The organism is Nocardioides deserti, assembly GCF_014266025.1.
GTDB classification, from domain to species: Bacteria; Actinomycetota; Actinomycetes; order Propionibacteriales; family Nocardioidaceae; genus Nocardioides; species Nocardioides deserti.
The window spans coordinates 258,752-282,171 of sequence record NZ_JACMYC010000005.1 but is presented as its reverse complement, the minus strand read 5'-3'; the positions used below and the strand labels follow the sequence as shown (position 1 = coordinate 282,171).

Annotated in this window: 27 protein-coding genes; 19 read left to right on the top strand and 8 right to left on the bottom strand. The window is 73.7% G+C overall.

Features of this window, described 5'->3' with window-relative positions:
* Positions 1 to 31: 31 nt before the first annotated feature.
* Together H7344_RS11455 and H7344_RS11450 are read right to left on the bottom strand one after the other, a co-directional pair.
* Positions 32 to 316 (bottom strand): GlsB/YeaQ/YmgE family stress response membrane protein, encoded by a 285-nt coding sequence (locus tag H7344_RS11455; RefSeq protein WP_186346145.1) that lies wholly within the window; start codon positions 314 to 316, stop codon positions 32 to 34.
* Positions 317 to 404: 88 nt separating this feature from the next.
* Entirely contained in the window at positions 405 to 611 is a 207-nt protein-coding gene (locus H7344_RS11450; protein WP_186346144.1) for a hypothetical protein, read from the bottom strand.
* 90 nt (positions 612 to 701) lie between these two features.
* Between H7344_RS11450 and H7344_RS11445 the strand changes: the two genes are divergently transcribed.
* On the top strand, positions 702 to 1,241 hold the full coding sequence (locus tag H7344_RS11445) for a hypothetical protein (protein ID WP_186346143.1): 540 nt from the start codon (positions 702 to 704) through the stop codon (positions 1,239 to 1,241).
* Positions 1,242 to 1,272: 31 nt separating this feature from the next.
* Here the strand turns inward: H7344_RS11445 and H7344_RS11440 are convergent, their stop codons facing one another.
* From H7344_RS11440 to H7344_RS20255, 4 genes are read right to left on the bottom strand one after another with little or no spacing between them, the layout of a single operon-like run.
* The gene (locus H7344_RS11440) at positions 1,273 to 1,608 is read right to left on the bottom strand and encodes a sec-independent translocase (RefSeq protein ID WP_186346142.1); all 336 of its coding nucleotides are present in this window, start codon (positions 1,606 to 1,608) and stop codon (positions 1,273 to 1,275) included.
* 3 nt (positions 1,609 to 1,611) lie between these two features.
* Entirely contained in the window at positions 1,612 to 2,775 is a 1,164-nt protein-coding gene (locus H7344_RS11435; protein ID WP_186346141.1) for an Mrp/NBP35 family ATP-binding protein, read from the bottom strand.
* Between the two features lie 11 nt (positions 2,776 to 2,786).
* On the bottom strand, positions 2,787 to 3,386 hold the full coding sequence (locus tag H7344_RS11430; RefSeq protein WP_186346140.1) for a DUF1003 domain-containing protein: 600 nt from the start codon (positions 3,384 to 3,386) through the stop codon (positions 2,787 to 2,789).
* Entirely contained in the window at positions 3,379 to 4,626 is a 1,248-nt protein-coding gene (locus tag H7344_RS20255) for a magnesium transporter MgtE N-terminal domain-containing protein (RefSeq protein WP_188834891.1), read from the bottom strand. Before H7344_RS20255 ends, H7344_RS11430 begins: the two co-directional genes overlap by 8 nt.
* A gap of 86 nt (positions 4,627 to 4,712) precedes the next feature.
* Between H7344_RS20255 and H7344_RS11415 the strand changes: the two genes are divergently transcribed.
* From H7344_RS11415 to H7344_RS11355, 13 genes are all read left to right on the top strand, one after another.
* On the top strand, positions 4,713 to 5,855 hold the full coding sequence (locus H7344_RS11415) for a hypothetical protein (RefSeq protein ID WP_186346137.1): 1,143 nt from the start codon (positions 4,713 to 4,715) through the stop codon (positions 5,853 to 5,855).
* Complete coding sequence (locus H7344_RS11410; protein ID WP_186346136.1) at positions 5,852 to 6,280, top strand: hypothetical protein; 429 nt, start codon at positions 5,852 to 5,854, stop codon at positions 6,278 to 6,280. The genes H7344_RS11415 and H7344_RS11410 overlap by 4 nt, the downstream gene beginning before the upstream one ends.
* A 99-nt stretch (positions 6,281 to 6,379) precedes the next feature.
* The gene (locus H7344_RS11405) at positions 6,380 to 7,768 is read left to right on the top strand and encodes a phospholipase D-like domain-containing protein (RefSeq protein WP_186346135.1); all 1,389 of its coding nucleotides are present in this window, start codon (positions 6,380 to 6,382) and stop codon (positions 7,766 to 7,768) included.
* Positions 7,769 to 7,970: 202 nt separating this feature from the next.
* Positions 7,971 to 10,157 carry a cutinase family protein gene (locus H7344_RS11400; RefSeq protein WP_186346134.1) on the top strand — a complete coding sequence of 729 codons (2,187 nt, stop codon included), beginning with the start codon at positions 7,971 to 7,973 and terminating at the stop codon, positions 10,155 to 10,157.
* A complete protein-coding gene (locus tag H7344_RS11395) occupies positions 10,154 to 11,254 on the top strand; it encodes an endonuclease/exonuclease/phosphatase family protein (RefSeq protein ID WP_186346133.1) in 1,101 nt (366 codons plus the stop codon). The genes H7344_RS11400 and H7344_RS11395 overlap by 4 nt, the downstream gene beginning before the upstream one ends.
* Before the next feature lie 11 nt (positions 11,255 to 11,265).
* The gene (locus tag H7344_RS11390; RefSeq protein ID WP_186346132.1) at positions 11,266 to 12,888 is read left to right on the top strand and encodes a class I SAM-dependent methyltransferase; all 1,623 of its coding nucleotides are present in this window, start codon (positions 11,266 to 11,268) and stop codon (positions 12,886 to 12,888) included.
* Positions 12,885 to 14,192, top strand: coding sequence for a DUF6752 domain-containing protein (locus tag H7344_RS11385; protein ID WP_186346131.1), 1,308 nt, complete (start codon positions 12,885 to 12,887; stop codon positions 14,190 to 14,192). Before H7344_RS11390 ends, H7344_RS11385 begins: the two co-directional genes overlap by 4 nt.
* A gap of 34 nt (positions 14,193 to 14,226) precedes the next feature.
* Positions 14,227 to 14,457 (top strand): hypothetical protein, encoded by a 231-nt coding sequence (locus H7344_RS11380; RefSeq protein WP_186346130.1) that lies wholly within the window; start codon positions 14,227 to 14,229, stop codon positions 14,455 to 14,457.
* A 116-nt stretch (positions 14,458 to 14,573) separates the two neighbouring features.
* Positions 14,574 to 15,773, top strand: coding sequence for an acyl-CoA dehydrogenase family protein (locus H7344_RS11375; protein WP_186346129.1), 1,200 nt, complete (start codon positions 14,574 to 14,576; stop codon positions 15,771 to 15,773).
* Positions 15,774 to 15,856: 83 nt separating this feature from the next.
* Positions 15,857 to 16,912, top strand: coding sequence for a hypothetical protein (locus H7344_RS11370; protein ID WP_186346128.1), 1,056 nt, complete (start codon positions 15,857 to 15,859; stop codon positions 16,910 to 16,912).
* Entirely contained in the window at positions 16,909 to 17,055 is a 147-nt protein-coding gene (locus H7344_RS11365; RefSeq protein ID WP_166195053.1) for a DUF1059 domain-containing protein, read from the top strand. Before H7344_RS11370 ends, H7344_RS11365 begins: the two co-directional genes overlap by 4 nt.
* 167 nt (positions 17,056 to 17,222) lie before the next feature.
* A complete protein-coding gene (locus H7344_RS11360) occupies positions 17,223 to 17,405 on the top strand; it encodes a DUF5302 domain-containing protein (RefSeq protein ID WP_166195050.1) in 183 nt (60 codons plus the stop codon).
* A gap of 98 nt (positions 17,406 to 17,503) precedes the next feature.
* Positions 17,504 to 18,040, top strand: coding sequence for a MaoC family dehydratase (locus tag H7344_RS11355; protein WP_186346127.1), 537 nt, complete (start codon positions 17,504 to 17,506; stop codon positions 18,038 to 18,040).
* Between the two features lie 41 nt (positions 18,041 to 18,081).
* Here the strand turns inward: H7344_RS11355 and H7344_RS11350 are convergent, their stop codons facing one another.
* Positions 18,082 to 19,263 (bottom strand): MFS transporter, encoded by a 1,182-nt coding sequence (locus tag H7344_RS11350; RefSeq protein WP_186346126.1) that lies wholly within the window; start codon positions 19,261 to 19,263, stop codon positions 18,082 to 18,084.
* 109 nt (positions 19,264 to 19,372) lie between these two features.
* Between H7344_RS11350 and H7344_RS11345 the strand changes: the two genes are divergently transcribed.
* Genes H7344_RS11345 through H7344_RS11330 form a run of 4 tightly spaced genes read left to right on the top strand, consistent with a single transcriptional unit; the run spans position 19,373 to position 21,744 of the window.
* On the top strand, positions 19,373 to 19,930 hold the full coding sequence (locus H7344_RS11345) for a histidine phosphatase family protein (RefSeq protein WP_186346125.1): 558 nt from the start codon (positions 19,373 to 19,375) through the stop codon (positions 19,928 to 19,930).
* A 23-nt stretch (positions 19,931 to 19,953) separates the two neighbouring features.
* Positions 19,954 to 20,601 (top strand): DUF6758 family protein, encoded by a 648-nt coding sequence (locus tag H7344_RS11340; RefSeq protein WP_308423360.1) that lies wholly within the window; start codon positions 19,954 to 19,956, stop codon positions 20,599 to 20,601.
* A gap of 34 nt (positions 20,602 to 20,635) precedes the next feature.
* A complete protein-coding gene (locus H7344_RS11335) occupies positions 20,636 to 20,821 on the top strand; it encodes a hypothetical protein (RefSeq protein WP_186346123.1) in 186 nt (61 codons plus the stop codon).
* A gap of 35 nt (positions 20,822 to 20,856) precedes the next feature.
* Positions 20,857 to 21,744, top strand: a complete 888-nt coding sequence (locus tag H7344_RS11330; RefSeq protein ID WP_186346122.1) for a PHP domain-containing protein — start codon at positions 20,857 to 20,859, stop codon at positions 21,742 to 21,744.
* Positions 21,745 to 21,764: 20 nt separating this feature from the next.
* Here H7344_RS11330 and H7344_RS11325 read toward each other — a convergent pair whose 3' ends face one another.
* Positions 21,765 to 22,523 (bottom strand): SDR family NAD(P)-dependent oxidoreductase, encoded by a 759-nt coding sequence (locus H7344_RS11325; RefSeq protein WP_186346121.1) that lies wholly within the window; start codon positions 22,521 to 22,523, stop codon positions 21,765 to 21,767.
* A 77-nt stretch (positions 22,524 to 22,600) separates the two neighbouring features.
* Here H7344_RS11325 and H7344_RS11320 point away from each other — a divergent pair, with 77 nt between their 5' ends.
* The gene (locus H7344_RS11320; RefSeq protein ID WP_186346120.1) at positions 22,601 to 23,419 is read left to right on the top strand and encodes a ParA family protein; all 819 of its coding nucleotides are present in this window, start codon (positions 22,601 to 22,603) and stop codon (positions 23,417 to 23,419) included.
* The last annotated feature ends 1 nt before the right edge of the window (position 23,420 follow it).

Here is a 23,420-nt window from a genome sequence, read left to right as displayed (position 1 = left end):
ACGCCTCCGGCGTGGTGCTGGGTGCCGAGCGTCAGCGGTGCGCGCTCCGGCGGGCGCCGGTGTTGCGACCGGTGAGCGTCGAGGCGAGGACCACGAGGACCGCGGCGATCGCGATCGAGACGATCCAGCGGACCCAGTCGATGCCGTTGGTGTCGCTGCCGCCGAAGGCCTGGTAGACGACCATGCCGAGCAGCACGCCGCCGACACCGCAGAGCAGCGTGAGCCAGATCGGGGTGTTGTCCTTGTCGCCCGGCGCGACCAGCTTGCCGAGCAGGCCGATGATCAGACCGGCGATGATGATGCCCACGATCTCCATGGGGGTTCTCCTTACGGATGCGGGGAATTCACTGCAGGGGATGGCGCGTCTCCGCGCCGTTGACCCCGGTACCCACCATCCGCGCAGGTCAGCCCTGTGTCGGCGGTGACGTCAGCCCTCCGAGCCGCTCCAGCGCCGCGGAGGCGGCCGGCAGCAGGAGGATCCCGCCCACCACCAGCGGGTGGCTGACCAGCGCGCCCGCGCCGTCGAGGTGCAGCTCGATCCCGAGGCCCACCACCAGCGCCGCCACGGCGAGGCTCACGCCCCAGAGCACCTGCACCACCGTCGTCGTCATGACTCCATGGTCACCGCGGGTGCGCGTCCGTGTCCGGGGTTTCGCCCACCGGACGGCGCTGGGGGCGGCCAGGGGCTAACGTGCGCCGACATGGGCTGGGAGCGCGAGCTGTTCGGCGTCCTCGACGACCTCGAGCAGCAGGCCGAGGCGGCGTACGGCCTCGAGCGCGCGGCGGAGCTGGCCGACCGCAGCCGGGCGGAGTACCAACAGGTCACGCTCGCCTCCCGCCTCGTCGCGTCGGTCGGGACGGACGTGGGTCTGGAGGTGCGCGGCGCGGGCCTGCTCGCCGGGACGCTCGAGCAGGTCGGCACGGGGTGGTGCCACCTGCGCGGACCCGGTCAGGAGTGGGTCGTGCACCTGCCGGCGGTGGCGGCCGTCCACGACGCCTCGCCCCGGTCGGTGCCCGAGGTGGCCTGGCCCGCCACGTCCCGGCTCACCGTCGGCTCGTCGCTCCGCCGGCTCGCCGATGCCGGCGAGCGGTGCGTCGTGCGCACCGCGGACGGAGGCGCCCACGACGGCACGCTGGCCCGCGTCGGCGCCGACTTCGTCGAGGTCCGCACCGGCTCCGCCGGCCGCCTCGTCCTCGTCGCCTTCACCGCCCTCGCCGCGGTCCAGTCCCGCGACACCTGAGCCACTCCGGCCGGGAGGGGGCGGGGAGGGATCAGGTGGCGTCGACGTCGTACGGCGGGACCTCGCCGTCGGCGAGCGGGCGCAGGCCGCGGCGCTTGGGGCGGGCGGCCTCCTCCTCGGCGTCCGACATCGCCTCCATCACGTGCTTGCGCACGATCGTGCGGGGGTCGAGGTCGCGCAGCTCGAGGTCGGCGTACTCGGGACCGAGCTCGTTGCGCAGCTCGTCCCGCGCGGAGTTGGCGAACTGCTTGGCCTTGCGCAGGAACTGACCGGCCTGCTTGGCCAGCTCGGGGAGCTTGTCGGGGCCGAAGACGAGCACCGCGACGAACGCGATGACAGCGAACTCCGGCAGCCCGACCCCGAACACGGGTCAGAACCTAGCGGCAGGCGTCAGCCCCAGCTGCATGCCGGCCAGTCCGCGACCGCGGCCGGACAGGGTGGAGGCCACCTGGTGCAGCACCCGGGCGGCCGGAGCGGTCGGGTCCGCCTCGACGATCGGCTTGCCGGCGTCGCCGCCCTCGCGCAGCGAGATGTCGAGCGGGATCTGCCCGAGGACAGGCACGTCGTACCCGAACCGCGACGACAGCGTCTGCGCCACCCGCTCGCCACCGCCGGCGCCGAACACCTCGAGGCGGTGCTCCTTGCCCTCGGGCGTGCAGTGCGGGCAGGGGAGGTAGCTCATGTTCTCGACGACGCCCACGACGCGCTGGTGCATCATCGAGGCCATCGTGCCGGCGCGCTCGGCGACCTCGGCGGCGGCCTCCTGCGGGGTGGTGACGACGACGACCTCGGCGCCGGGCAGGTGCTGGCCCAGCGAGATCGCGACGTCGCCGGTGCCCGGGGGCAGGTCGAGGAGGAGGACGTCGAGGTCGCCCCAGTAGACGTCGGCGAGCATCTGCACGAGCGCCCGGTCGAGCATCGGGCCGCGCCAGGCGACGACCTGGTCGCGGCGCGGCTTGAGCATGCCGATCGAGATGACCGAGACGCCGCTGGCCGTCGGCACGGGCATGATCAGGTCGTCGACCTGGGTGGGACGCGAGTCGGCGACGCCAAGCATGGCGGGGACCGAGTGGCCGTAGATGTCGGCGTCCACGATGCCGACCTTCAGCCCCTGGCCGGCCATGGCCAGCGCGAGGTTGACGGTGACCGAGGACTTGCCGACGCCGCCCTTGCCGGAGGCGATCGCGAAGACCTTGGTGAGGTTGCCGGGCTGCGCGAAGGGGATCTCGCGCTGCGCCTGGCCGCCGCTGAGGACGTCCTTGAGGCCGGCCCGCTGCTCGGCGGTCATCACGCCCAGCGACAGGTCCACGCCGGTGATCCCGGGGACCTGGCCGACCGCGGCGGTGACGTCGCGGTTGATGGTGTCCTTCAGCGGACAGCCCGCGACCGTCAGCAGGACGTGGACCTTGGCGATGCCGGCGCCGTCGACCTCGACGGAGTCGACCATGCCCAGGTCGGTGATGGGCCGCTTGATCTCGGGGTCGTTGACCGTCGCGAGAGCTGCGTTGACCTTGTCGACAAGCCCGGTGCTCATGATGTCCGAGTCTAGGTCGCGGGGGTGTCCGACCCCTCATCCGCAGCAGGGGTGGGACGAGGCTCACGCGCCTGGCGCCGGTCGGCGTGCTCGTCGGCGCGGTCCAGCGCCCCCGCCTCGGCCCGCTCGTCGAGCTCGCCGAGCAGCGCGCGCAGCTCGGAGCGGAGGAAGTCGCGGGTCGCCATCTCGCCGACCGACATCCGCAGCGAGGCGACCTCGCGGGCGAGGAACTCCATGTCGGCGTGGGCCCGGGCGTTGGCCTGGCGGTCCTGCTCGGCGATCACCTTGTCGCGCTGCTCCTGGCGGTTCTGCGCGAGCAGGATCAGCGGCGCGGCGTACGACGCCTGGAGGCTGAGCATGAGGGTGAGGAAGATGAACGGGTAGTCGTCGAAGCGGCTCTCGCCCGGCACGGTGGCGTTCCACAGCACCCACAGCACGACGAAGCCGGTCATGTAGAGCAGGAACCGCGCGGTGCCCATGAACCGCGCGAACTGCTCGGCGAAGATGCCGAACGTGTCGGCGTCGTACGACGGCCGGCGGGTGAAGATCGTGCGGCGGCGCGCCTCGCGCGGGGTGTCGAGGCGGGCGCGGGCCGAGCGCGGCTCAGCCACGGCGCACCGTCCGGTCGCGCCAGCCCTCGGGGAGCATGTGGTCGAGCAGGTCGTCGACGGTCACGGCGCCGAGCAGGTGGCCGTTCTCGTCGACGACGGGTGCCGCGACGAGGTTGTACGTCGCCAGGTGGGCCGCGACCTGGTCGATCGTCGCCTCGGGCTTGAGGTTCTCCATCGAGTCGTCGAGCGCGCCGGCGACCAGGGTCGAGGGGGGCTCGCGCAGCAGCCGCTGGATGTGGGCGACGCCGAGCAGCCGACCGGTGGGGGTCTCCAGCGGCGGGCGGCAGACGTAGACGAGCGCGGCCAGCGCGGGCGTCAGCTCCGGGTTGCGCACGTGGGCGAGCGCGTCGGCGATGGTCGCGTCCGGCCCGAGGATCACCGGCTCGGGCGTCATCATCGCGCCGGCGGTGTTCTCGACGTACGACATCAGCCGCCGCACGTCCTCGGCCTCCGCCGGTTCCATCAGGTCCAGCAGTACCTCGGCGGTCTCGGGGGAGAGGTCGGCGATGAGGTCGGCGGCGTCGTCGGCCGACATCTCCTCCAGCACGTCCGCGGCACGCTCGGTGTCGAGGTGGCTGAGGATGTCGACCTGGTCCTCCTCGGGCAGCTCCTCGAGGACGTCGGCGAGGCGCTCGTCGTCGAGCGCGGCGACCACCGCGGTACGCCGCTCCCGCGGGAGGTCGTGGATCATGCTCGCCGCGTCGGCCGGGCGCATCTCGTTGAGCGCGTGGACCAGGTGGGTGGCCCCCTGGGTCTCCTCGCGGCGGGTCAGCCCGTCGACGTCGCGCCACTCCACGACGTGGGTCTGGCCGCGGCGGCGCAGCCCCTTGGCGGGCTCCTGCACGGCGACCCGGCTCAGCACCCAGTCGCGGTTGCGCGCCTGCTCCATGGCGACGTCGTAGACGGTGCCGCGCACGCCGCTGGAGGGGATCGACACCTCGCGGTCGAGCATCTCGCCGATGACGAGGGTCTCGGTGGAGCGCTGCTCGAAGCGGCGCATGTTGAGCAGCCCGGTCGTGTAGACCGAGCCCGCGTCGATGTGGGTCACCCGCGTCATCGGCACGAAGATCCGGCGCCGGCCGAAGACCTCGGCCACCATGCCGAGCACGCGCGGCTGGCTGACCTCGGAGCGGACGGCCGCCACGAGGTCGCGCACCTTGGCCACCTGGTCCCCCTGCGGGTCGAAGATCGGCAGGCCGACCAGTCGGGCCGCGTAGACGCGCGCAGGGGTGGTGCTCACGAGAGGTGAGGCTAGCGGCCCGGGCCGCCCGGCCGGGCCCGACGCAGGCGGACCGGTGCGGGCGGACCGGTGCGAGGATGTCGGCCGTGCGCGTCGTCCTCCACGTCGGGCTGCCCAAGACGGGCACGACGTACCTCCAGTCGCTGATGGCGACGCACCGCGACGCGCTGCGCGCCGGTGGGGTGCTGCACCCGTTCCTGCGGCCCGGGGCGATGTTCCACGCGGCGGTCGAGCTGCGCGGGTCGGCCGCGAAGTTCGGGCTCGCGGACTCCGACGTCGCCGGGACCTGGGCAGCGCTGTGCGAGCGGGCGCGCGCGCACGACGGGCCGGTGCTGCTCGGGCACGAGGTGCTCGCCGGCGCGACCCCCGAGCAGGTCGCGGCCATCCTCGCGCCGCTGGCCGACGTCGAGGTCGACGTGGTCGTCACCGCACGCGACCTCGGCCGCCAGGCCACCGCGCACTGGCAGGAGGAGGTCAAACTCGGCGACACCCGCTCGTTCGCCGCCTTCGAGGCCGGCGAGCTGCGCGCGGACAGCGGCCGCGACGCCGGGCCCGAGGCGGGTGGCGTGCGGCCGCACTACTGGCACGCGCAGGACTGGTCGTGGGCGCTGCAGCGTTGGTCGACGGCCGTGCCCGCCTCGCGGGTGCACCTCGTGGTCTGCCCGGGGCCGGGGCGGGAGCCCGCGGAGCTGTGGCGCCGGTTCGCCGCCGCCGCGCGGATCGACCCGGGTCTCGTCGACGCGGACACGGTCGCGCCGGCCAACCCGTCGCTCGGCCGGTCCGAGGTCGCCCTGCTCCGAGCGGTCAACGCCGAGCTGGTCGAGGGCCGGGCCGGACGGCTCGACCGCGACGCCTACCTGCGGGTCGTCAAGCGGGAGTACGCCGAGGGCGAGCTCGCCGCGCGCGGGTCCGAGGGGACCGTCGGCGCCGCGTCGGACCGGCCGCGGGCGCCGTACCGCCTCGCCGACGTGCTCGGCGACGCGACCGACCGCTGGCTGGCCGAGCTCGCCGCCTCCGACCACCCCGTCCGCGGCGACCTCGCCGAGCTCCGCCCGGTGCTCGGCGGGCCGGACGGCCCTGACCCCGACGCCCCGGTGCCGCCGGGGCAGGACCCGGCCCGGATCGCCGCGGGGCTCGTCGCCCGGGCCGCCGCCGGTGCTGCCGCCGGACCCGAGGACGCTCGTCGTCCCCGCCGCGGAGGCCTGTTCCGGCGTAGGCTGCGGGGATGAAGCGCTCCCGGACCGCTGCCCTGATCGCGCCGCTGGTGCTGAGCGCCGGCCTGCTCGCCGGATGTGGCGGGGACGGCGGCGACGAGGTCGCCAGCGACCGCGCAGCCACCTCGTCCGCGTCGTCGGAGGCCACTCCCTCGGGCGACGCGAGCGCCACCGCTTCCTCCTCGCCCTCGGCCGGCGCCGGGGGACCGGACTGCGCGGAGGTCTGGGTCGCGGGCGGGACGCTGCCGGGCGGCTACCAGGAGTGCTACGAGGACGGCGAGCGGGTGAAGGCGAACGGCCGCTACTGCGAGTTCGGCAAGCCGCTCATCACCTACGGCGACCGGTTCTGGGCCGTGCCCGGCGGCCGGATCGGCGAGTCCCGCGGCGCGCTGCTGGACGACGCGGCGTACGAGGATGCTCTTCGCAAGTGCAGCGGCTGACGGTCCCGGCGGGTAGCCTGCCGAGGCGGGACGGTCAACGTCAGCCAAAGCGTCACCACCCGTGGTCCGTCCCACCGATTCCTCGGAGTGTGAACCCGCGTGCGTCGTCTCTCCGCCGCGACCGTCCTCGCGACCAGCCTGGTGCTGCTCGCGGGCCTGCTCGGTGCCCTGCCCCTGTCCGCCACCGCCGCCGACACCAACGCCTCGGCGTCGGTCCGCACCGCTCCGCTCGCGGAGCGCGCGGTCGCCAAGCCGAAGCCCGCGCCGCTGAACTACACGCCGCCCCAGGGCGTGCGCGTCAACAACCCGCTCGGTGACCGCGAGGCGCGGCGCCGGATCATCGGCCACCTGCTCCGCACCATCCAGAGCGTCCCGGGCCGGGAGAAGATCCGGATCGCGAGCTGGAACATCCGCAGCGACGACATCGTCGACGCGCTGATCGCCGCGCACCGCCGCGGGGTCTCCGTGCGGGTGATCCTCGACCGGCTCAACGCCAACAAGGACAACCGCAACGACGGCATCAACCGGCTCCAGGCGGTGCTCAAGACCAAGGAGCACAACCGCAAGGCCTCGATGAAGAGCGACGTGCGCAAGTGCGTGAGCTCCTGCCGCAACCGCGGCGGCATCGCCCACACGAAGTTCTTCCTCTTCAGCAAGGCCGGCAAGGCGAACAACGTCGTCATCTACGGGTCCAACAACGCCACCGACCTCGCCGCGCACGGCCAGTGGAACGACGTCTTCACCATCACCGGCAAGGCCAAGATCTACGCCGAGTTCGAGCACGTCTTCGACCAGATGCGCAAGGACAAGCCGGTCAAGCAGGCCTACGAGTCCTACGAGCACGGCAAGTACACGTCGTACTTCTACCCCTACCGCGGCGACGGCACCGAGGCCGACCCGCTCCTGCGCGACCTCAACGACATCGTCTGCGCGGGCGCGACCGGCGGCACCGGCACCAACGGCAAGACCAAGATCCGCATCGCCCAGACCTCCATGCACGGCGAGCGCGGCAAGCGGATCGCGGAGCGGCTGCGCACCATGTGGCAGCGCGGGTGCGACATCAAGATCGTCTACGCCGTCTTCGGCAACAACGTGCTGAAGATCCTGCGCAACACCAGCCGCGGCCCGGTGCCGATGCGCCACATCGCCCAGGACTTCAACCTCGACGGCGTCTACGACCGCTACCTGCACATGAAGTACATGGCTGTCAGCGGCCGCTACAAGGGCGCCACCGACGTCGAGGTCACCTGGAACGGCTCGGCCAACTGGACCAGCGTCGCGCTGGCCAGCGACGAGATCGTCATGCGGATCTTCGACCCCCGCGTCCGCAAGACGTACGCCGACTGGGTCGACCACCTCTACGCCAACCCGCCGAGGTACAGCCGCAACCCCCGCGTCCAGGAGCAGCTGTCCCTCCGCGCCGCCTCCGCCCGACGCTCGCTCGTCGCCCGCGGCGGCAACCCGTACGCCGGCATCCAGGTCAACTGAGCCCCCGGTGAGCGTCAGGATCCCAAGTTAACTTGGGATCCTGACGCTTCGCGGCCATTGCATTGGCAGGGGAGCTTCAGCATCCCAAGTAAACTTGGGATGCTGCGCGCCCCACCTGCCCCATCAGTCACGCCAGCCACACGCGGGCAGGAGACGGGCGCGGCGCCGCCGGGAGCAACGGGCCGAGCCCTACGGTGACCCCGTGCGACGACGGGGCAGGCAGGCCCTCCTGCTGGTGGCGGCCGCCCTGACGTCGGTGGCGGTGGTGGCAGCGTTCCTCCACGCCGGGTCGCAGCCGGGGCCGACCGAGGAGCGCGGCCGGGCGGTGCTGGGTGCCGGCACCGCCGCGACGGTCGAGCAGTGCGCGGACCTGCTGCTGCTCGGGGTCGACGGCGCGGGCGAGGCACCGAGCGGGGGCACGACCTTCGGCCGCACGGTCGGCGTGCTGGCGCGGGCGCTCACCCGCCAGGCGCTGGCGGCGGACCGCACGGTCGAGCAGGTGCGCGTGCCGATGGCCACCCGGCCGACGGCCGCGCTCGTGGGCAGGCGCCCCCACCCGCGAAAGGCGCTGCGCAGCGTCACCAAGGACCGCGCCCGCACCTGGATGCGACCGGTGCCCGCGGCCACCCGCCGGCTGCTCGCGCTGGTCGACCGGCACGCGTTCGGCTGTCCCGACCAGCAGCTCGTCCTCGTCGGCCACGCCCAGGGCGCTGCGGTCGTCCACCGCGGCCTGACGGCGTTGTCGGCCCGCCGCGACGGCCTGACCGACGTCGTCGGCGCCGCGCTGGTGGCCGATCCGGACCGCCGCCCCCGGACCCGTGCGACGTCCCTGGGTGCGCCCGCAGCCGCCCGGGCCGGGCGCGGCATCGCGGCCCGCCGCCTGGGCGCGGTCGCCGACGTGCCGGCTCGCACGGCGACGTACGCCGCCTGGAGCGTGTGCACCACCGGCGACCTGGTCTGCGACCCGAGGAACATCCGCACGGCCAAGGCCCTGCAGCGCAACCGCTCCTACGCCTACGGCGCCGGCGCGGCCGCCCTGCGCACCGCCGCCCGCGGGCTCGTCGAGCGGGCCCGCCTGCGCCCGGTGCCGCGCCCCGAGGTGCAGGTCGCGACGGCGCCGCTCGACCGGCCCTTCGAGCTCCGGCTCGCCGCCTCGACCTCGGCCACCGGCGGCGTGACCTGGGGCGAGCCGCGCAACCTCCCGCCGGGCCTGGCCCTGGACGCCACCGGCCTGCTCGCCGGGACGCCGACCGAGCCCGGCACCTGGAACGTGTCGTACGTCGTCCGCGGCACGCGGCCGGCGACGGCCGGCACGACGGGGGTCGTGGTGGTGACCGTGCCCGCGGGACCGGCCGCCGTGAGCGCCGGCGGTGAGACCTCCTGCGTCGTGCGCGAGGGCGGCAGCGCGTGGTGCTGGGGCCGCAACGGCTTCGGCCAGGTCGGCGACGGCACCACCGCCACGCGCACCCGGCCGGTCGAGGTGGTCGGGGGCGAGACGTGGCGGACGATCAGCACCTCGGGTGCGACCACCTGCGGCGTCCGCGACAACGGGACGCTGTGGTGCTGGGGACTGAACAACCACCGCCAGCTCGGCATCGGCAAGGGCGCGGCCCGCTCGACGCCGGTGCAGGTCGGGACGAGCGCGGCGTGGACCTCGGTCAGCGCGAGCTGGTTCCACACCTGCGGCACGCGCAGCAACGGCAGCCTCTGGTGCTGGGGGTCGAACCTCCGCGGCCAGCTCGGCGACGGCACCTTCGCCCACCGCGGACGCCCGAAGCGGGTCGGCCGGGCCGCGGACTGGGCGAGCGTGACGGCGGGCGGCTGGTCCACCTGCGCCACGAGGACCGACGGCAGCGCCTGGTGCTGGGGGCAGAACACCTTCGGCCAGCTCGGCAGCCCGGCCGGCGAGCCGGTGCCCTCGCCGGCGCTGCTCGGCACGAGCGCCACCTGGGCGAGCCTGGACGCCGGCTGGTCGCACGTCTGCGGCACGACGGTCGAGGGCGCGGCGCTGTGCTGGGGCCTCAACGACCGCGGCCAGCTCGGCGACGCGACCCGGAAGCAGCGGGCCGCGCCAGAACCGGTCGCGGGGGACCACATCTGGACTAGCATCAGCGCCGGCGACGCCACCACGTGCGGAGTCGACAACGCAGGCAGTGCCTGGTGCTGGGGGAGCGGCCGCTACGGCCAGCTGGGCGACGGGTCCCGCAGCACCAGGACGGTGCCGACCCTCGTCGTGAGCGAGCGGCCCTGGCTCTCGATCGACGCGGGCTGGTTCCACGCCTGCGGCGGGCTCGACACCGGTGTCACCGCCTGCTGGGGCAACAACGAGCTGGGCCAGGTCGGCAACGGCTCCACCACCGACCGACCGCTGCCGGAGGGAGTCTCGTGAGCGGACCTCCCGAGCGGCCCGACCGTCCTCGCACTCCCGACCGGGACGACCAGCGCGACCAGGAGCAGGGCAGCGAACGCCGCGCCGCGCTCGCCACGGTCGGCGCGGTGCTGGCGATCGTGCTGGTCGTCGTCGGCGCCAACCTGCTGACCCGCGGCGAGGGCGGGACCACGCCCGCCGGCCCGGCCCCCTCGGCGACCCCGAGCCGCACCAGCGCGGCCGAGCTCGCGCAGATGTCGCCGCAGGAGATCGCCGAGGCCGCGCTGCTCGACCGCGGCGCGGTCGCGGCCCCGCAGGCGGTGCCGAGCGGCGCGGACGAGCTGCGCAACAAGGTGCAGGACCTGGTGACCGAGCAGCCCTACTCGTTCACGCTGACCACGTTCAACATCCTCGGCAGCCAGCACACCGCGCCGGGCGGAGCGGCCGCGGAGTACGCCCCGGGCCGCGTCCGCACCGAGTGGGCGGCACGGCTCGTGGCGTCGTACGGCTCGAGCATCGTGGGGCTCCAGGAGATCCAGTCCGACCAGCTCAGCGCGCTGGCGCGGGCGACCGACGGCCGGTTCGCGTTCTGGCCGGGCTCGGCGCTCGGCGGCAAGGGCGTGCCGCAGTCGGTCATGTGGGACACCTCGGTGTGGGCGGCGACCTACCAGGACTCGATCACCGTGCCGTTCATGGGCGGCACCCGCCCGCAGCCCGTCGTGCGGCTCCAGCACGTCGAGACCGGCCGCGAGGTCTACGTCATCAACATCCACAACTCGCCCAAGGACCGCCAGGGCCGCGAGGACGAGCGGGAGAAGGCCGAGCAGATCGAGGTCGCCGCGGTCAACACGCTGAAGAAGGACGGGATCCCGGTCTTCATCATCGGCGACTTCAACGAGCACGAGGACGCCTTCTGCCGCTTCACCGGCGAGGCCGGGCTGGTCGCAGCGAACGGCGGGTCGAACGCCGGCGCGTGCCGCCCGCCGCGGCCGATGCGGGTCGACTGGATCTTCGGCACGCCGGACGTGCAGTTCTCCGGCTTCCGCATGGACACGAGTCCGGCGGTGCGGCGCATCACCGACCACGCGGTCATCACGACGCGGGTCACGGTGCCGTAGCCTCACGCCTCGTGGTGGACGAGGCGGGGACCGACGTGCGCCCGCGTGTCGACGACGCCGGGCTCCACCTCCCCGACGGTTTCGAGGGCTCCGGCGACGTGCTCTTCGACGGCCACCACGCGTGGTCGTTCACCGCCGAGCCCGGCTCGCCGTTCGTCCCGTGGCCCAAGCGGATGACCCGCTGGCTCGACGGCGTCTCGCAGGTGCGCGTGGTCTCCGGCGGCCGCGAGGTGTACGCCGGCGAGGTGTGCTTCGGCAGCGGCGAGGGCCGGGTCCGCTTCGTCGACAAGGACGGCATCCCCGTCATGATCGACAAGTGGGGCCTGCTCCAGCGGCCCTTCTCCGGCCGCGACACCCGGGTCATCGAGCAGATGGTCGAGATGACCGAGCGGATCCTCGAGGTCATGGAGGCCGAGTGCGGCGTCCGCGGCTGGATCGCCTTCGGCACCCTGCTCGGCGCCGCCCGTGAGGGCGCCGTCATCGGCCACGACTCCGACGTGGACCTGGCCTACCTCTCCGACAAGGCGACCCCGGCCGAGATGGCGGTCGAGCTGTGGGACGTCGCCCGCGCCCTGCGCCGCCACGGCATGCGCGTGCTCAACAAGTCGGCCGCCTTCATCACCGTGCTGTTCACCTCGCCCGACGGCGGCATGTCGAGCATCGACATCTACACCTGCTTCTACGTCGGCGACCTGCTCCACGAGACCGCGACCGTGCGCCAGGAGGTGCCGCGCAGCGCGATCCTGCCGCTGACCGAGCTGTCCTTCGAGGGCCGGATGCTGCCGGCGCCCGCCGATCCCGACACGATGCTGACGGTGTCGTACGGCGCCGGGTGGCGCGTCCCGGACCCGTCGTTCCGCCACGAGCCGGGCCCGGAGATCACCGACCGGTTCGAGGGCTGGTTCTCCTCCCTCATGCGGCAGCGCCGCGACTGGGAGCGCTACCTGGCCGACCTCGCGCAGGAGGAGGGCCACGGTCCCTCGGAGACGGCGGACTGGGTCGCCGACCGGCTGACCGAGCGGATGGCCGAGCGGATGGCCGAGCGGGTGGCCGAGGCCGGCGCGGACGACCTCCGCGTCGTGGAGCTCGGCGCCGGCACCGGCGAGGACGCGCTCCGCCTGGCCGAGCGCGGCTTCCGCGTGCTCGCACTCGACTACGCCCGCCAGAGCCTGCGGGCCCCGGCTCGCCGCGCCCGGCGCGAGGACCTGCCGGCCGACTTCGACCACCTCAACCTCTACGACCTGCGTGACGTGCTCACCCGCGGCGCGCTCGTCGCGCGCGACAAGGCCGACCAGGTGCTCTACGCCCGGGACCTGCTCGAGACCCTCGAGCCGGACGGCCTCGAGAACTTCTGGCGGTTCGCCTCGATGACGCTGCGCGGCGGCGGCACGGCGTACCTCGAGGGCCAGGCGCTCTCCCGCGCCGATGCCGCCGAGCAGCGCGCCGAGCGCGGCGGCGGGCGGCTGCACCCGGTCGACCCACGCGTGCTCGAGGGCCGGGCCGTGCGGGCCGGTGGCCGGGTGGTGCACCGGGAGGGCTTCCTCGACGCGGCGGCCGCCGTGTCCGGGGGCGCCCCCGCGCGCTGGAGGATGATCGTCGAGTGGCCCGCCGGGCCCACCAGGGAGGACCAGTGACCGAGCGCGTCTACCTGCACGTCGGAGCGCCGAAGTCGGGCACGACGTACCTCCAGCGGATCCTGGAGGCCAACCGCGGCCCGCTGGCCGACGCCGGCGTGCTGATCGTGGGGGAGACCCACCTCGACCGGATCCACGCCGCGATGGTCGTCCGCGAGGACCCCCGCCTGGACTCGCTGCCTGAGCGGGCGTCGACCGCGTGGGACCGCCTCGTCGACCAGGTCCGCGGCTGGCGCGGGCCGGTCGCGATCCTGTCCTACGAGCTCTTCGCGGGCGCCTCGGCCGAGCAGGCCGCCCGCGTGCTGCGCGACCTCGACGGCATCGAGGTTCACGTCGTCATCACCGCCCGCGACCTCGGCCGGGCGGTGCCCTCGGCGTGGCAGGAGCGGCTGAAGTTCGCCCTCACCACGCCGCTGGAGAAGTGGCGCCCCCGCCCCGAGTCCGCCGGCGTCCGGGCCGAGTGGGGCTGGCGCACGATGGACCCCGCCGGCGTCGCCGCCCGCTGGGGTGCGGAGCTGCCGCCGGAGCGGGTGCACGTCGTCACCGTGCCGACGACGCCCGGCGACGAGCACGAGCTGTGGCGCCGGTTCGCCGCCGCCTGCGCCATCGACCCGCCGGGGCTGCGGCTCGACGTCGAGCGGGTCAACGAGTCGCTCGGCCTGCCCGCCGCCGAGCTGTTGCGCCGGGTCAACAGCGCGATCCGCGAGCCGATCACCGGCAACCGCGAGCAGGCGCTGTGGCTGCGCGACACGCTCGCCCACGGCATCCTCGCGAAGCTGGGGCGCGAGCCGATCGGCCTGACCGACAAGCAGTACGCCGACGCGACCTCCCGCGCCGACGCCGCGGTCGGCGCGATCGCCGAGGCCGGGTACGCCGTGCACGGCGACCTCGAGGACCTCCGCGCCACTCGCCCCGACGCGCGCACGCCGGGCGACGCCACCGACGCCGAGCTGCTCGAGGTCGCGGTCGAGACGATCGTGCGGCTGCTCGTGCTGGTCCGGGAGCGCACCCACGAGCGCGACGCCGCCCGTCGCACGATCGCCCGTGACCCCGACGAGCCGCGGGTCGTGGCGCTCGGCAAGGGCGTCGTGCGCCGGATCACCGCGCCTCGCGTCGAGGGCCGCGCCGAGGACCTCCGCGCCCGGATCGCCGAGCTCGAGGCGGAGGTCACCCGCAGCCGCGAGCTGCAGCTGCGCGTCGCGGAGCTCTCCGACGTCGTCACCGAGCTGCTGCTCCCGCCGCGCTCCACCGACGGCCGGGTGACCGCCAAGGCGCTCAACACCTACCGCGGGCAGTCCCTGTGAGCGCCCCGATGAGCGCCCGTGCGGGGGTCGAGCGGTGAGACGGCTGGTGCGCTCCTCCGGCGTGCTGCGGCGGGTCGCCGCGGGCACGGGCGTCGAGGAGGTCCTGGCGCTGGAGAAGCAGGTCGACCAGCTGGCGGAGGCGATCGAGGAGAACGCCGCACTCGAGGTCCCGCTGACCGCGATGGTCGCCGAGCTCGAGCAGGCGCTCGTCGGTCCGCTCGAGCACCGCATGCGCTTCATCGCCGAGCGATCCGGGCACCAGTGACCCTGGTCGCCGGGCTCGGAGCGACCGGTGTGAGCCGGGGCATACCCCCGCTTCCTACCGAGCGGTAACCTCGCGGCAGATCAGCCGAACCGTCCCACCACATCGAGGAGCAGTCCATGGGCCGCCTGTGCGAGACCGAGGGTCTCACCGAGGAGCAGACCGAGATCATCAAGGCGGTCCGCACCTTCGTCGACGAGAAGATCCTGCCGGTCGCCACCGAGCTGGAGCACGCCGACGAGTACCCGCAGGAGATCGTCGACGGGCTCAAGGAGCTCGGCATCTTCGGCCTGATGATCCCCGAGGAGTACGACGGCCTCGGCGAGTCGCTGCTGACCTACGCGCTGTGCGTCGAGGAGATCGCGCGTGGCTGGATGAGCGTCTCCGGCGTCATCAACACCCACTTCATCGTGGCCTACATGCTGATGAAGCACGGCACCGAGGAGCAGAAGAAGAAGTACCTGCCGAAGATGGCCACCGGCGAGATCCGGGGGTCGTTCTCGATGTCGGAGCCGGGCCTGGGCTCGGACGTCTCGGCGATCAAGACCAAGGCCGTCAAGAACGATGACGGTGGCTACACCATCGACGGCCAGAAGATGTGGCTGACCAACGGCGGCACGTCGAACCTCATCGCGGTGCTGGTCAAGACCGACGAGGGCGCCGACTCGGTCTACCGCAACATGACGACCTTCCTGGTGGAGAAGGAGTCCGGCTTCGGCGAGACCGCTCAGGGCCTGACCATCCCCGGCAAGATCGACAAGATGGGCTACAAGGGCGTCGACACCACCGAGGCGGTCTTCGAGGGCCACCAGGTCTCGGCCGAGCAGGTCCTCGGCGGGGAGCCGGGCAAGGGCTTCTACCAGATGATGGACGGCGTCGAGGTCGGCCGCGTCAACGTCGCTGCGCGCGCCTGCGGCATCGCGCTGCGCGCCTTCGAGCTGGCCATCGCCTACGCCCAGCAGCGCGAGACCTTCGGCAAGCAGATCGCCGACCACCAGGCGATCCTCTTCCGCCTCGCGGAGATGGCGACCAAGGTCGAGGCCTCCCACGCGATGATGGTCAAGGCCGCCCGCCTCAAGGACTCCGGCAAGCGGATGGACGTCGAGGCCGGCATGGCCAAGATGCTCGCCGCGGAGTACTGCAACGAGGTCGTCCAGGACTCCTTCCGCATCCACGGCGGCTACGGCTACTCCAAGGAGTACGAGATCGAGCGCCTCTACCGCGAGGCCGCGTTCATGCTCATCGGCGAGGGCACCTCCGACATCCAGAAGATGATCATCGGCCGCTCGCTGCTCAAGGACTACAAGCTCAAGGCCTGACGCACCGCCCCCGCGCGGGGCACCCGCACCGCCTCGGACCACCCGGTCCGCCACGGAGCGCCTCCCCTGATTACGGTGGGCGCGTGGCGAGCCGGGTGGTCCTGCACGTGGGGCTGATGAAGTCCGGCACGTCCTACCTCCAGCAGCGGCTCGGCGCGAACCGCGCGCTCCTGCGCGATCGGGGCGTGCTCTTCCCCGGGGAGACGTGGCGCGACCAGGTGCTGGCGGTCTCCGACGTGCTCGGTCGCAAGCAGGCCGGCCCGGCCGCCCGCGGCCGGTGGGCCGCCCTGGTCGCCGAGGCGGCGGCGTACGACGGGGTCGTCGTGGTCAGCATGGAGTTCCTCGGCCCCGCCCCGCCCGAGCGCATCGCCGAGGTCGTCGGGTCGTTCGGCGACGTGCCGGTCGAGGTCGTCCTGACGCTGCGCGACCTCGGCCGCGGCGTACCCGCGATGTGGCAGGAGAGCCTCCAGAACGGCGGCACCACCGACTGGACGACGTACGTCGCCGGGCTGGACGGCAGGCGGAAGCCGGCCCGCTCCTTCTGGCGGCAGCAGGGGATGGGCCGCATCGTCGGCAACTGGGCCGCGGCCGTCGGTCCGGAGCGGACCAGCGTCGTCACCGTGCCGCCGCGGGGTGCGCCCTCGAGCCTGCTGTGGGAGCGCTTCTGCGCCGCGACCGACCTCGACGCCGCCGGTGCGGCGCCGGTCGACCCGGCCAACACCTCGCTCGACGCCGCCTCCGCGCTCGTGCTGCTCGACCTCAACCGCCGGCTGGAGACCGCGGAGCTGAGCGCGTCGGACTACCACACCCTCGTGAAGTTCGGCCTCGGCAAGCGGGTCCTGGCCGGCCGCGGCGGCCCGGCGATCGGCTTCGCCCCGCCCGCCTGGCTGGTGGCGCGGTCCGCGGACGTCGTGGCGCGGGTCGCGGCCACCGGCGCGCGCGTCGTCGGCGACCTCGCCGACCTCGACCCGGTCGTCGTGCCGGGCGTCGACCCGTCGACGGTGCCGGCCGAGGAGCGGTACGCCGCCGCCGTCGACGTGCTCGCGGCGCTGACCCTGCAGCGGGCCGAGCAGCGCGCCGGGCAGCGGCGCGGCGACCAGCGACGCACGGGCGGCGGAGCCGCTACGGTGCGGACATGAAGACGCGACTCACCTGCCCCTGCGGCGAGGTCGTCAAGGGCGCCGACGAGGACGAGCTCGTCGAGAAGGCCCAGGCCCACCTCGCCGACCAGCACCCCGGCCGGGAGTACGAGCGGGAGATGATCCTGTTCATGGCCACCTAGCGGCCTCCCCGCCCGGCCCTCCCGCGGACGTCACACGGAGCGTGCACCCGCTTGCTCCGTCCGCATGACGTCCCCGACCCCCGCCGATGAGCCGGCGGATTAACCGGTCGACACCGTCGAGCAGGACTGGGACGGTGGAGGCCCGGAAGCAATCTCGGGAGGAACCCATGACGGCGACGAACGCGAACGACGACCTCAAGGCGCGGATGAAGGCGGCGCTGGAGCGCAAGCAGGCCAACGACCGCGGGGTGCCGAAGGACCGGCCGGCCAAGGAGAAGGCGCACGGGCCGGAGGTGGTCGGTGGTGCGCCGAAGATGCACCGCCGCAAGGCCGGCGGGGGCGGCTCGTGAACCTACCGTGAGGTAACCCACGGCGCGCAGCAGTGACGACGGGGACGGAGCCCGGGCAGGATGACCGGGTCCGTCCCCGAGTCGTTGAAGGAGCCCCCGTGCAGTTCGGTCGCAGCTATGAGGAGTTCGAGGTCGGTGCGACGTACAAGCACTGGCCCGGCAAGACGGTCACCGAGTTCGACGACCACATGTTCTGCCTGCTGACGATGAACCACCACCCGCTCCACCTGGACGTGAACTACGCCGAGGAGACCACGCAGTTCGGCAAGAACGTCGTGGTGGGCAACTACGTCTACTCGATCCTGCTGGGCATGTCGGTGCCGGACATCTCCGGCAAGGCGATCGCGAACCTCGAGATCGAGTCGCTGCGCCACGTCGCGCCGACGTTCCACGGCGACACGCTCTACGGCGAGACCCGCGTGCTGGACAAGTGGGAGTCGAAGTCCAAGGACGACCGCGGCGTCGTCCACGTGGAGACCGTCGGCTACAACCAGGACGGCAAGGTCGTGTGCATCTTCCGCCGCAAGGTGATGGTGCCGAAGAACAGCTACCTCGAGGCGCGCGGCGGCGAGCAGCCCGGCCGCCCGGTGCCGCAGCCGGACAAGAACTGGCCCGGCCCCGACGCCACTGAGTGACCCTCAGACGGACGCCTGCGACGGTCGGCGCCCGGCGGTCCTCACGACCGCCGGGTGCCCGGCCCCGCCCGCCCCGCCGGTGAGGCGACCGGACCGGACCCGGCCGCGAACGTCCGGGCGAGCGGCACCAGTGCGAGCACGAGCACCATCGGCACCGCGAAGCCGACCCGCAGTGAGCCCGCGCCCGCCAGCCCGGTCAGCACCGACCCGAGCAGCCCGCCGACGTAGTTGAACTGGTTGAACCGCGCCACCACCGCGTCCACCCGCGCCTGGTCGCCGCCGGCGATCCGGGCCGCCGCGGAGAAGCTGAGCGGGGCGATCACGGCCACACCCGCCCCGAGGAGCGTGAACCCGACCACCGCGACCGGCCAGGTCGGTGCCGCGACGACCACCGCGAGCGCCAGCGCGGCGACGACGGCACCGACGCGGAGCACCGGCACGGCGCCGTACGTCGCCACCAGCCGGTCGCCGGCCAGCCGCACGACCAGGCTGGCCAGCAGGTAGGGGAAGGTCGCCAACGCGACCAGCCGCTCGGGCGCCGCGACGACGTCCTCGAGGTAGAGCGGTCCCCAGGCGGCCGAGGCGCTGTCGACCATGTAGAAGACGACCATCGCCGCGCCGACCAGCACGATCGGTCGCCACGGCACCGCCGCCGCCTCGAGCACGACATCGGGGTCGGGCGGGGTGTGGACGCGCGGCAGGTACGGCGCCGCCGCGGCCGTGACCGGCACGACGGCGAGCGCCGCGGTCGCGCCGAGCGGCAGGGTCGCGGTCGCGAGGGTGATGCCGGCGCCGACGAGTCCGCCGAGCGTCCAGCAGCCGTGGAGCGAGGGCAGCAGCGGGCGGCCGTAGCGGTGCTCGACCGCGACGCCCTGCATGTTCGTCGCGGCGTCGACCAGCCCGAGCGCGAACCCGTAGCCGACGATCCCGGCCACGAACACCGCCTGGGTCCCCGCCAGGACCAGCGTCGGCAATGCCACCGCCATCACCAGCAGCCCGGTCCGCAGCAGCGTCGCGCTGTCGCGACGGGCCGCCACCTTCTCGGCGATCACCGAGCCGACGCCCGCGACCAGCACGAGCACCAGCAGCAGTCCCGACAGCGCCACCTCCGAGAGGTCCCACCGGTCCGCGAAGTCCGGCAGCCTTGTCGTCAGGCTGATGAACACCAGCCCCTGGGTCGCGAAAGCCGCTGCTGTCGCCGCTCGGGCCCGGGTCGGGAGCACGCGCCGACTCTGGCACGGGGACCGGGGCGGGCGAGGCCGAACGCAAGACAGATCCACCGGTCCGCGTGCGGGACGAGTGAGGGCGGTCCGTCCTGGCAACCTGCGCGGCATGAGCGAGCTGTGGCTGGTCCGGCACGGGCAGACCGAGTGGAGCCGGGACCACCGGCACACGTCGGTGACCGACCTGCCCCTCCTGCCCGAGGGCGAGGAGGTGGCGCGGTCGTTGGCCGAGCGGCTGGACCCGGCGGAGTTCGCAGCGGTGCGCACCAGCCCGCGGCAGCGGGCGAGGCACACCGCGGAGCTCGCGGGGTTCCCCGACGCCGAGGTCGACGAGGACCTCGTTGAGTGGGCGTACGGGGACTACGAGGGCATCACCACCGAGGAGATCCGCGAGACCGTGCCGGGGTGGACGGTGTGGACCCACGCGAGCCCGGGTGGCGAGTCCGCCGAGGAGGTCTCGGCCCGCCTCGACCGGGTGGTCGAGCGCGCGCGGGCCGTCGAGGGCCGCACGCTGGTCTTCGCGCACGGGCACTGCCTGCGGGCGCTGGCCGCCCGGTGGCTGGGCCTGCCGGTCGCCGACGGCCGGCACCTCAAGCTGGGCACGGCGACGGTGTCGGTGCTCGCCTGGGAGCGGGAGGAGCCGGTGGTCGAGCGCTGGAACGCTTGACGGGCCCGCGCTGATCGGCGCATATGGGTGGCATGTCGCTCTCGGCCGGCTGCCCGCGCTGTCCCACTCCCGTGGCTGAGTCCGCCGTCGACGGCTGGTCGTGCCCCGACCACGGGACGATCGAGCCGTTGTGGCGGACCGAGGAGGCGTCGTACGACGGGTTCGTCGACCACCTCCGGGCAGCGGGGTCGTTCCCGACGTTCCTGCCGTGGCCGATGAGCCCCGGCTGGTCGGTCACCGACTTCGGCGTGGTCGGCAGCCACCCGGACCGGACGAGGGCCACCATGACGTGCTGCTCGGGCACCAGTGAGCTCGACGGGCCGGTCGACGTGCTGGTCGTCGCCGAGGAGGCCGGCACCGGCCTGGGCGCGCGGTGCGCCGGCACGACGTACCTCGATCCCGGCCCCGAGGTCGGCGAGGGCCCGCCGTCGGTCAAGGTCCGACTGGACAACCAGTCCGTGGGTCTGTGGCCGGTCTCGACCTGCGCGGCGACGGGGGAGTGGGACCGCTCGGTGGTGGCCGGCGAGGCGCACGGGCGGTGGCTGTGGATCGTGATGCGGCCGGCCTCGGCGATGCTGCTGCTGCGCGACGACTGGATCCTGCGCGACGTGTCCGGCCTGGGGCCGCCGCTGGTGGAGATGTCGTTCGGGGGGCCGCGCCCGTCCTGGTGAGCCCGTCCTGGTGAGGGGTGGGTACCTGCCCGGCGTGTACCAGGACAACCGACCCTGCGACGTCTGCGGCTCCGAGGTGCGCCTGCGCGCCCACGAGGCGACCGAGGACCCCGCGGAGGCCACCGTGCGCGACGACAATGACAGCACCATCGACGAGCGGGTGTGCATTAACGCCGGCTGCCCGACCAACGCCGGCGGCGCGGACGCGCCCCGCCCTTGAGCCGGGCGTCGGCGACGCGCCCTACGGTGGGACCCGTGCGCATCGACCTCCACACCCACTCGCGCGCCAGCGACGGCACGCAGCCGCCGGGTGACCTGGTCCGGGCCGCGGCGGCCGCGGGGCTCGACGTCCTGGCGATCACCGACCACGACACGGCCGACGGCTGGGCCGAGGCGGAGGCCGCGGCGCACGAGGTCGGCATCGAGCTGGTCCGCGGCATGGAGGTCAGCACCCGCCACCACGGCCGCGGGGTGCACCTGCTCGCCTACCTGCCCGACCCGACGTACCCGCCGCTCGTCGAGCAGCTCTCCCGCGTCCTCGAAGGACGGCAGGCCCGCGTGCCCGACATGCTCGAACGGCTGCACGCCCTCGGCATCGAGATCACCGATGCCGACGTCGCCCGCGCCGCCGACGGAACCGCCGCCACCGGCCGGCCCCACGTCGCCGACGCGCTCGTCGCGGTCGGTGCCGTCGGCGACCGGACCGAGGCGTTCGACCGCTACCTCGGCGCGGGGAGGCCGGCGTACGTCGACCGGTACGCCGCGCCGCTCGCCGAGACGATCCGCCTCGTCACGGAGGCCGGCGGGGTGACCGTCGTCGCCCACCCGTGGGGCCGCTCGCAGCGGGAGTGGCCGGGCGAGCCGGAGCTGGCCGAGCTGCAGGCGGCCGGGCTGAGCGGCATCGAGGTCGAGCACGAGGACCACACGCGGACCAGCCGCGACAAGCTGCGGGCGATCGCGCGCAACCTCGACCTCGTCGTCACCGGCTCCAGCGACCACCACGGCACCGGCAAGATCGACCACGAGCTGGGCTGCAACACCACCGACCCGGAGCAGTACGCGCGGCTGGTCGACGCCGCCGCCCGCGCCGCCGAGGCCGCGCGGGCCCGGGGGCGCACGCCGCCCGACGTCGTCCGCCCCTGAGCGCTTCGGACGGCCTGCCGCTACTTGCGACCCATCGACTGGAAGCGCTGCAGGACGCCGCTCGGCACGGCGCGGGCCAGCGTGGCGATGGCCTTGTAACGGGCGCTGGGGATCGAGAAGACCTTGCCGGCATCGTGGTCGGCCAGGGCCGTGCGCACCAGCTCGTCGGCGTCGAGCCAGAGGAACGACGGCGCTGACTGCTGGCTGACGTCCATCCGCTCGTGGAACTCGGTGCGCGTGAAGCCGGGGAGGAGGGCGGTGATGGTGACGCCCTGGGGGCGGTACTCGTTCGCGGCCCACTCCGAGAAGCTGTTGACCCACGCCTTGGCGGCGGAGTAGGTGCCGCGCGGGAGGTACGACGCCACGCTGGAGACGTTGATGACGCCGCCGCGGCCGCGCTCGGTCATCGGGCCGAGCGCCGCGTGGGTCAGCCGCAGCACGGCGGTGACGAGCACGTCGAGCATCGCGGTCTCGGTGTCGGCGGAGTTGTCCAGGAACCGCTCCTTGAGGCCGAACCCGGCGTTGTTGACCAGCAGGTCGACCGGCCGGTCGCGGTCGGCGAGCCGGGCCTCGACCAGCGCCATCCCCGCCCGGTCGGCCAGGTCGGCGGGAAGGACCTCGACCGCGACGCCGTGCGCGGCCGTCAGCTCCTTCGCCACGGCGTCGAGGCGGGCGGTGTCGCGGGCGACGAGCACGAGGTCGTCCCCGCGCGCGGCGAGCTGCTGGGCGAAGGAGTGGCCGATGCCGGCGGTCGCGCCGGTCACGAGAGCGGTGGGCATGGGGGTCAGTGAAACAGCCACGCGCAACAGCGGTGTCGACCCGTTCCGGAGCGCGGTCTCGGGCATGATGAGGGGCGATGACCACGACACTCGCGATCGCCAACCAGAAGGGCGGCGTCGCCAAGACGACCACCGTCGCCTCGCTGGGCGCGGCGCTCGCGGAGCTCGGGCACTCCGTGCTGCTGGTCGACCTCGACCCGCAGGCGTGCCTGACGTTCTCCCTCGGCATCGACCCCGAGGACCTCGAGGTCTCGGTGCACCAGGTGCTCACCCGGGGCACCGACCCGACCGAGGTCATCCTCACGACCGAGGACGGCGTCGACCTGCTGCCGGCCACGATCGAGCTGGCCCGCGCGGAGGCCGACCTGCTCACGCGCACCGGCCGTGAGCACGTGGTCAAGGGCGTCGTCGAGGACCTGGACGGCGCCTACGACTGGGTGCTGCTCGACTGCCCGCCCTCGCTCGGCGTCCTCACCGTCGCCGCGCTGACCGCCGCGAATGGCGTACTCGTCCCGTTGCAGTGCGAGACGCTGTCCCACCGCGGCGTCGGCCAGCTGCTCGACACCGTCCACGACGTGCGCCGCTACACCAACAAGCGGCTCGAGGTCTGGGGCGTGCTGCCGACGTTGTTCGACGGTCGCACGAACCACTCGCGCACGGTGCTCGAGACCATCGCCGAGACCTACTCGCTCGACGTGGTCGAGCCGCCGATCCCGAAGACGATCAAGTTCGCCGAGGCGCCGGCCGCCGGACGGTCGATCCTCGCCACCAGCCGCAGCAGCAAGGGCGCGCAGGCCTACCGCGAGGTGGCCGCCAACCTCGTCGAGCGCGCCGCCCGGCCGCGCCGCACGCGCGGGAAGGCCGCCGCCGCCGCCGGCGCCGGGGACCAGGGCTGAC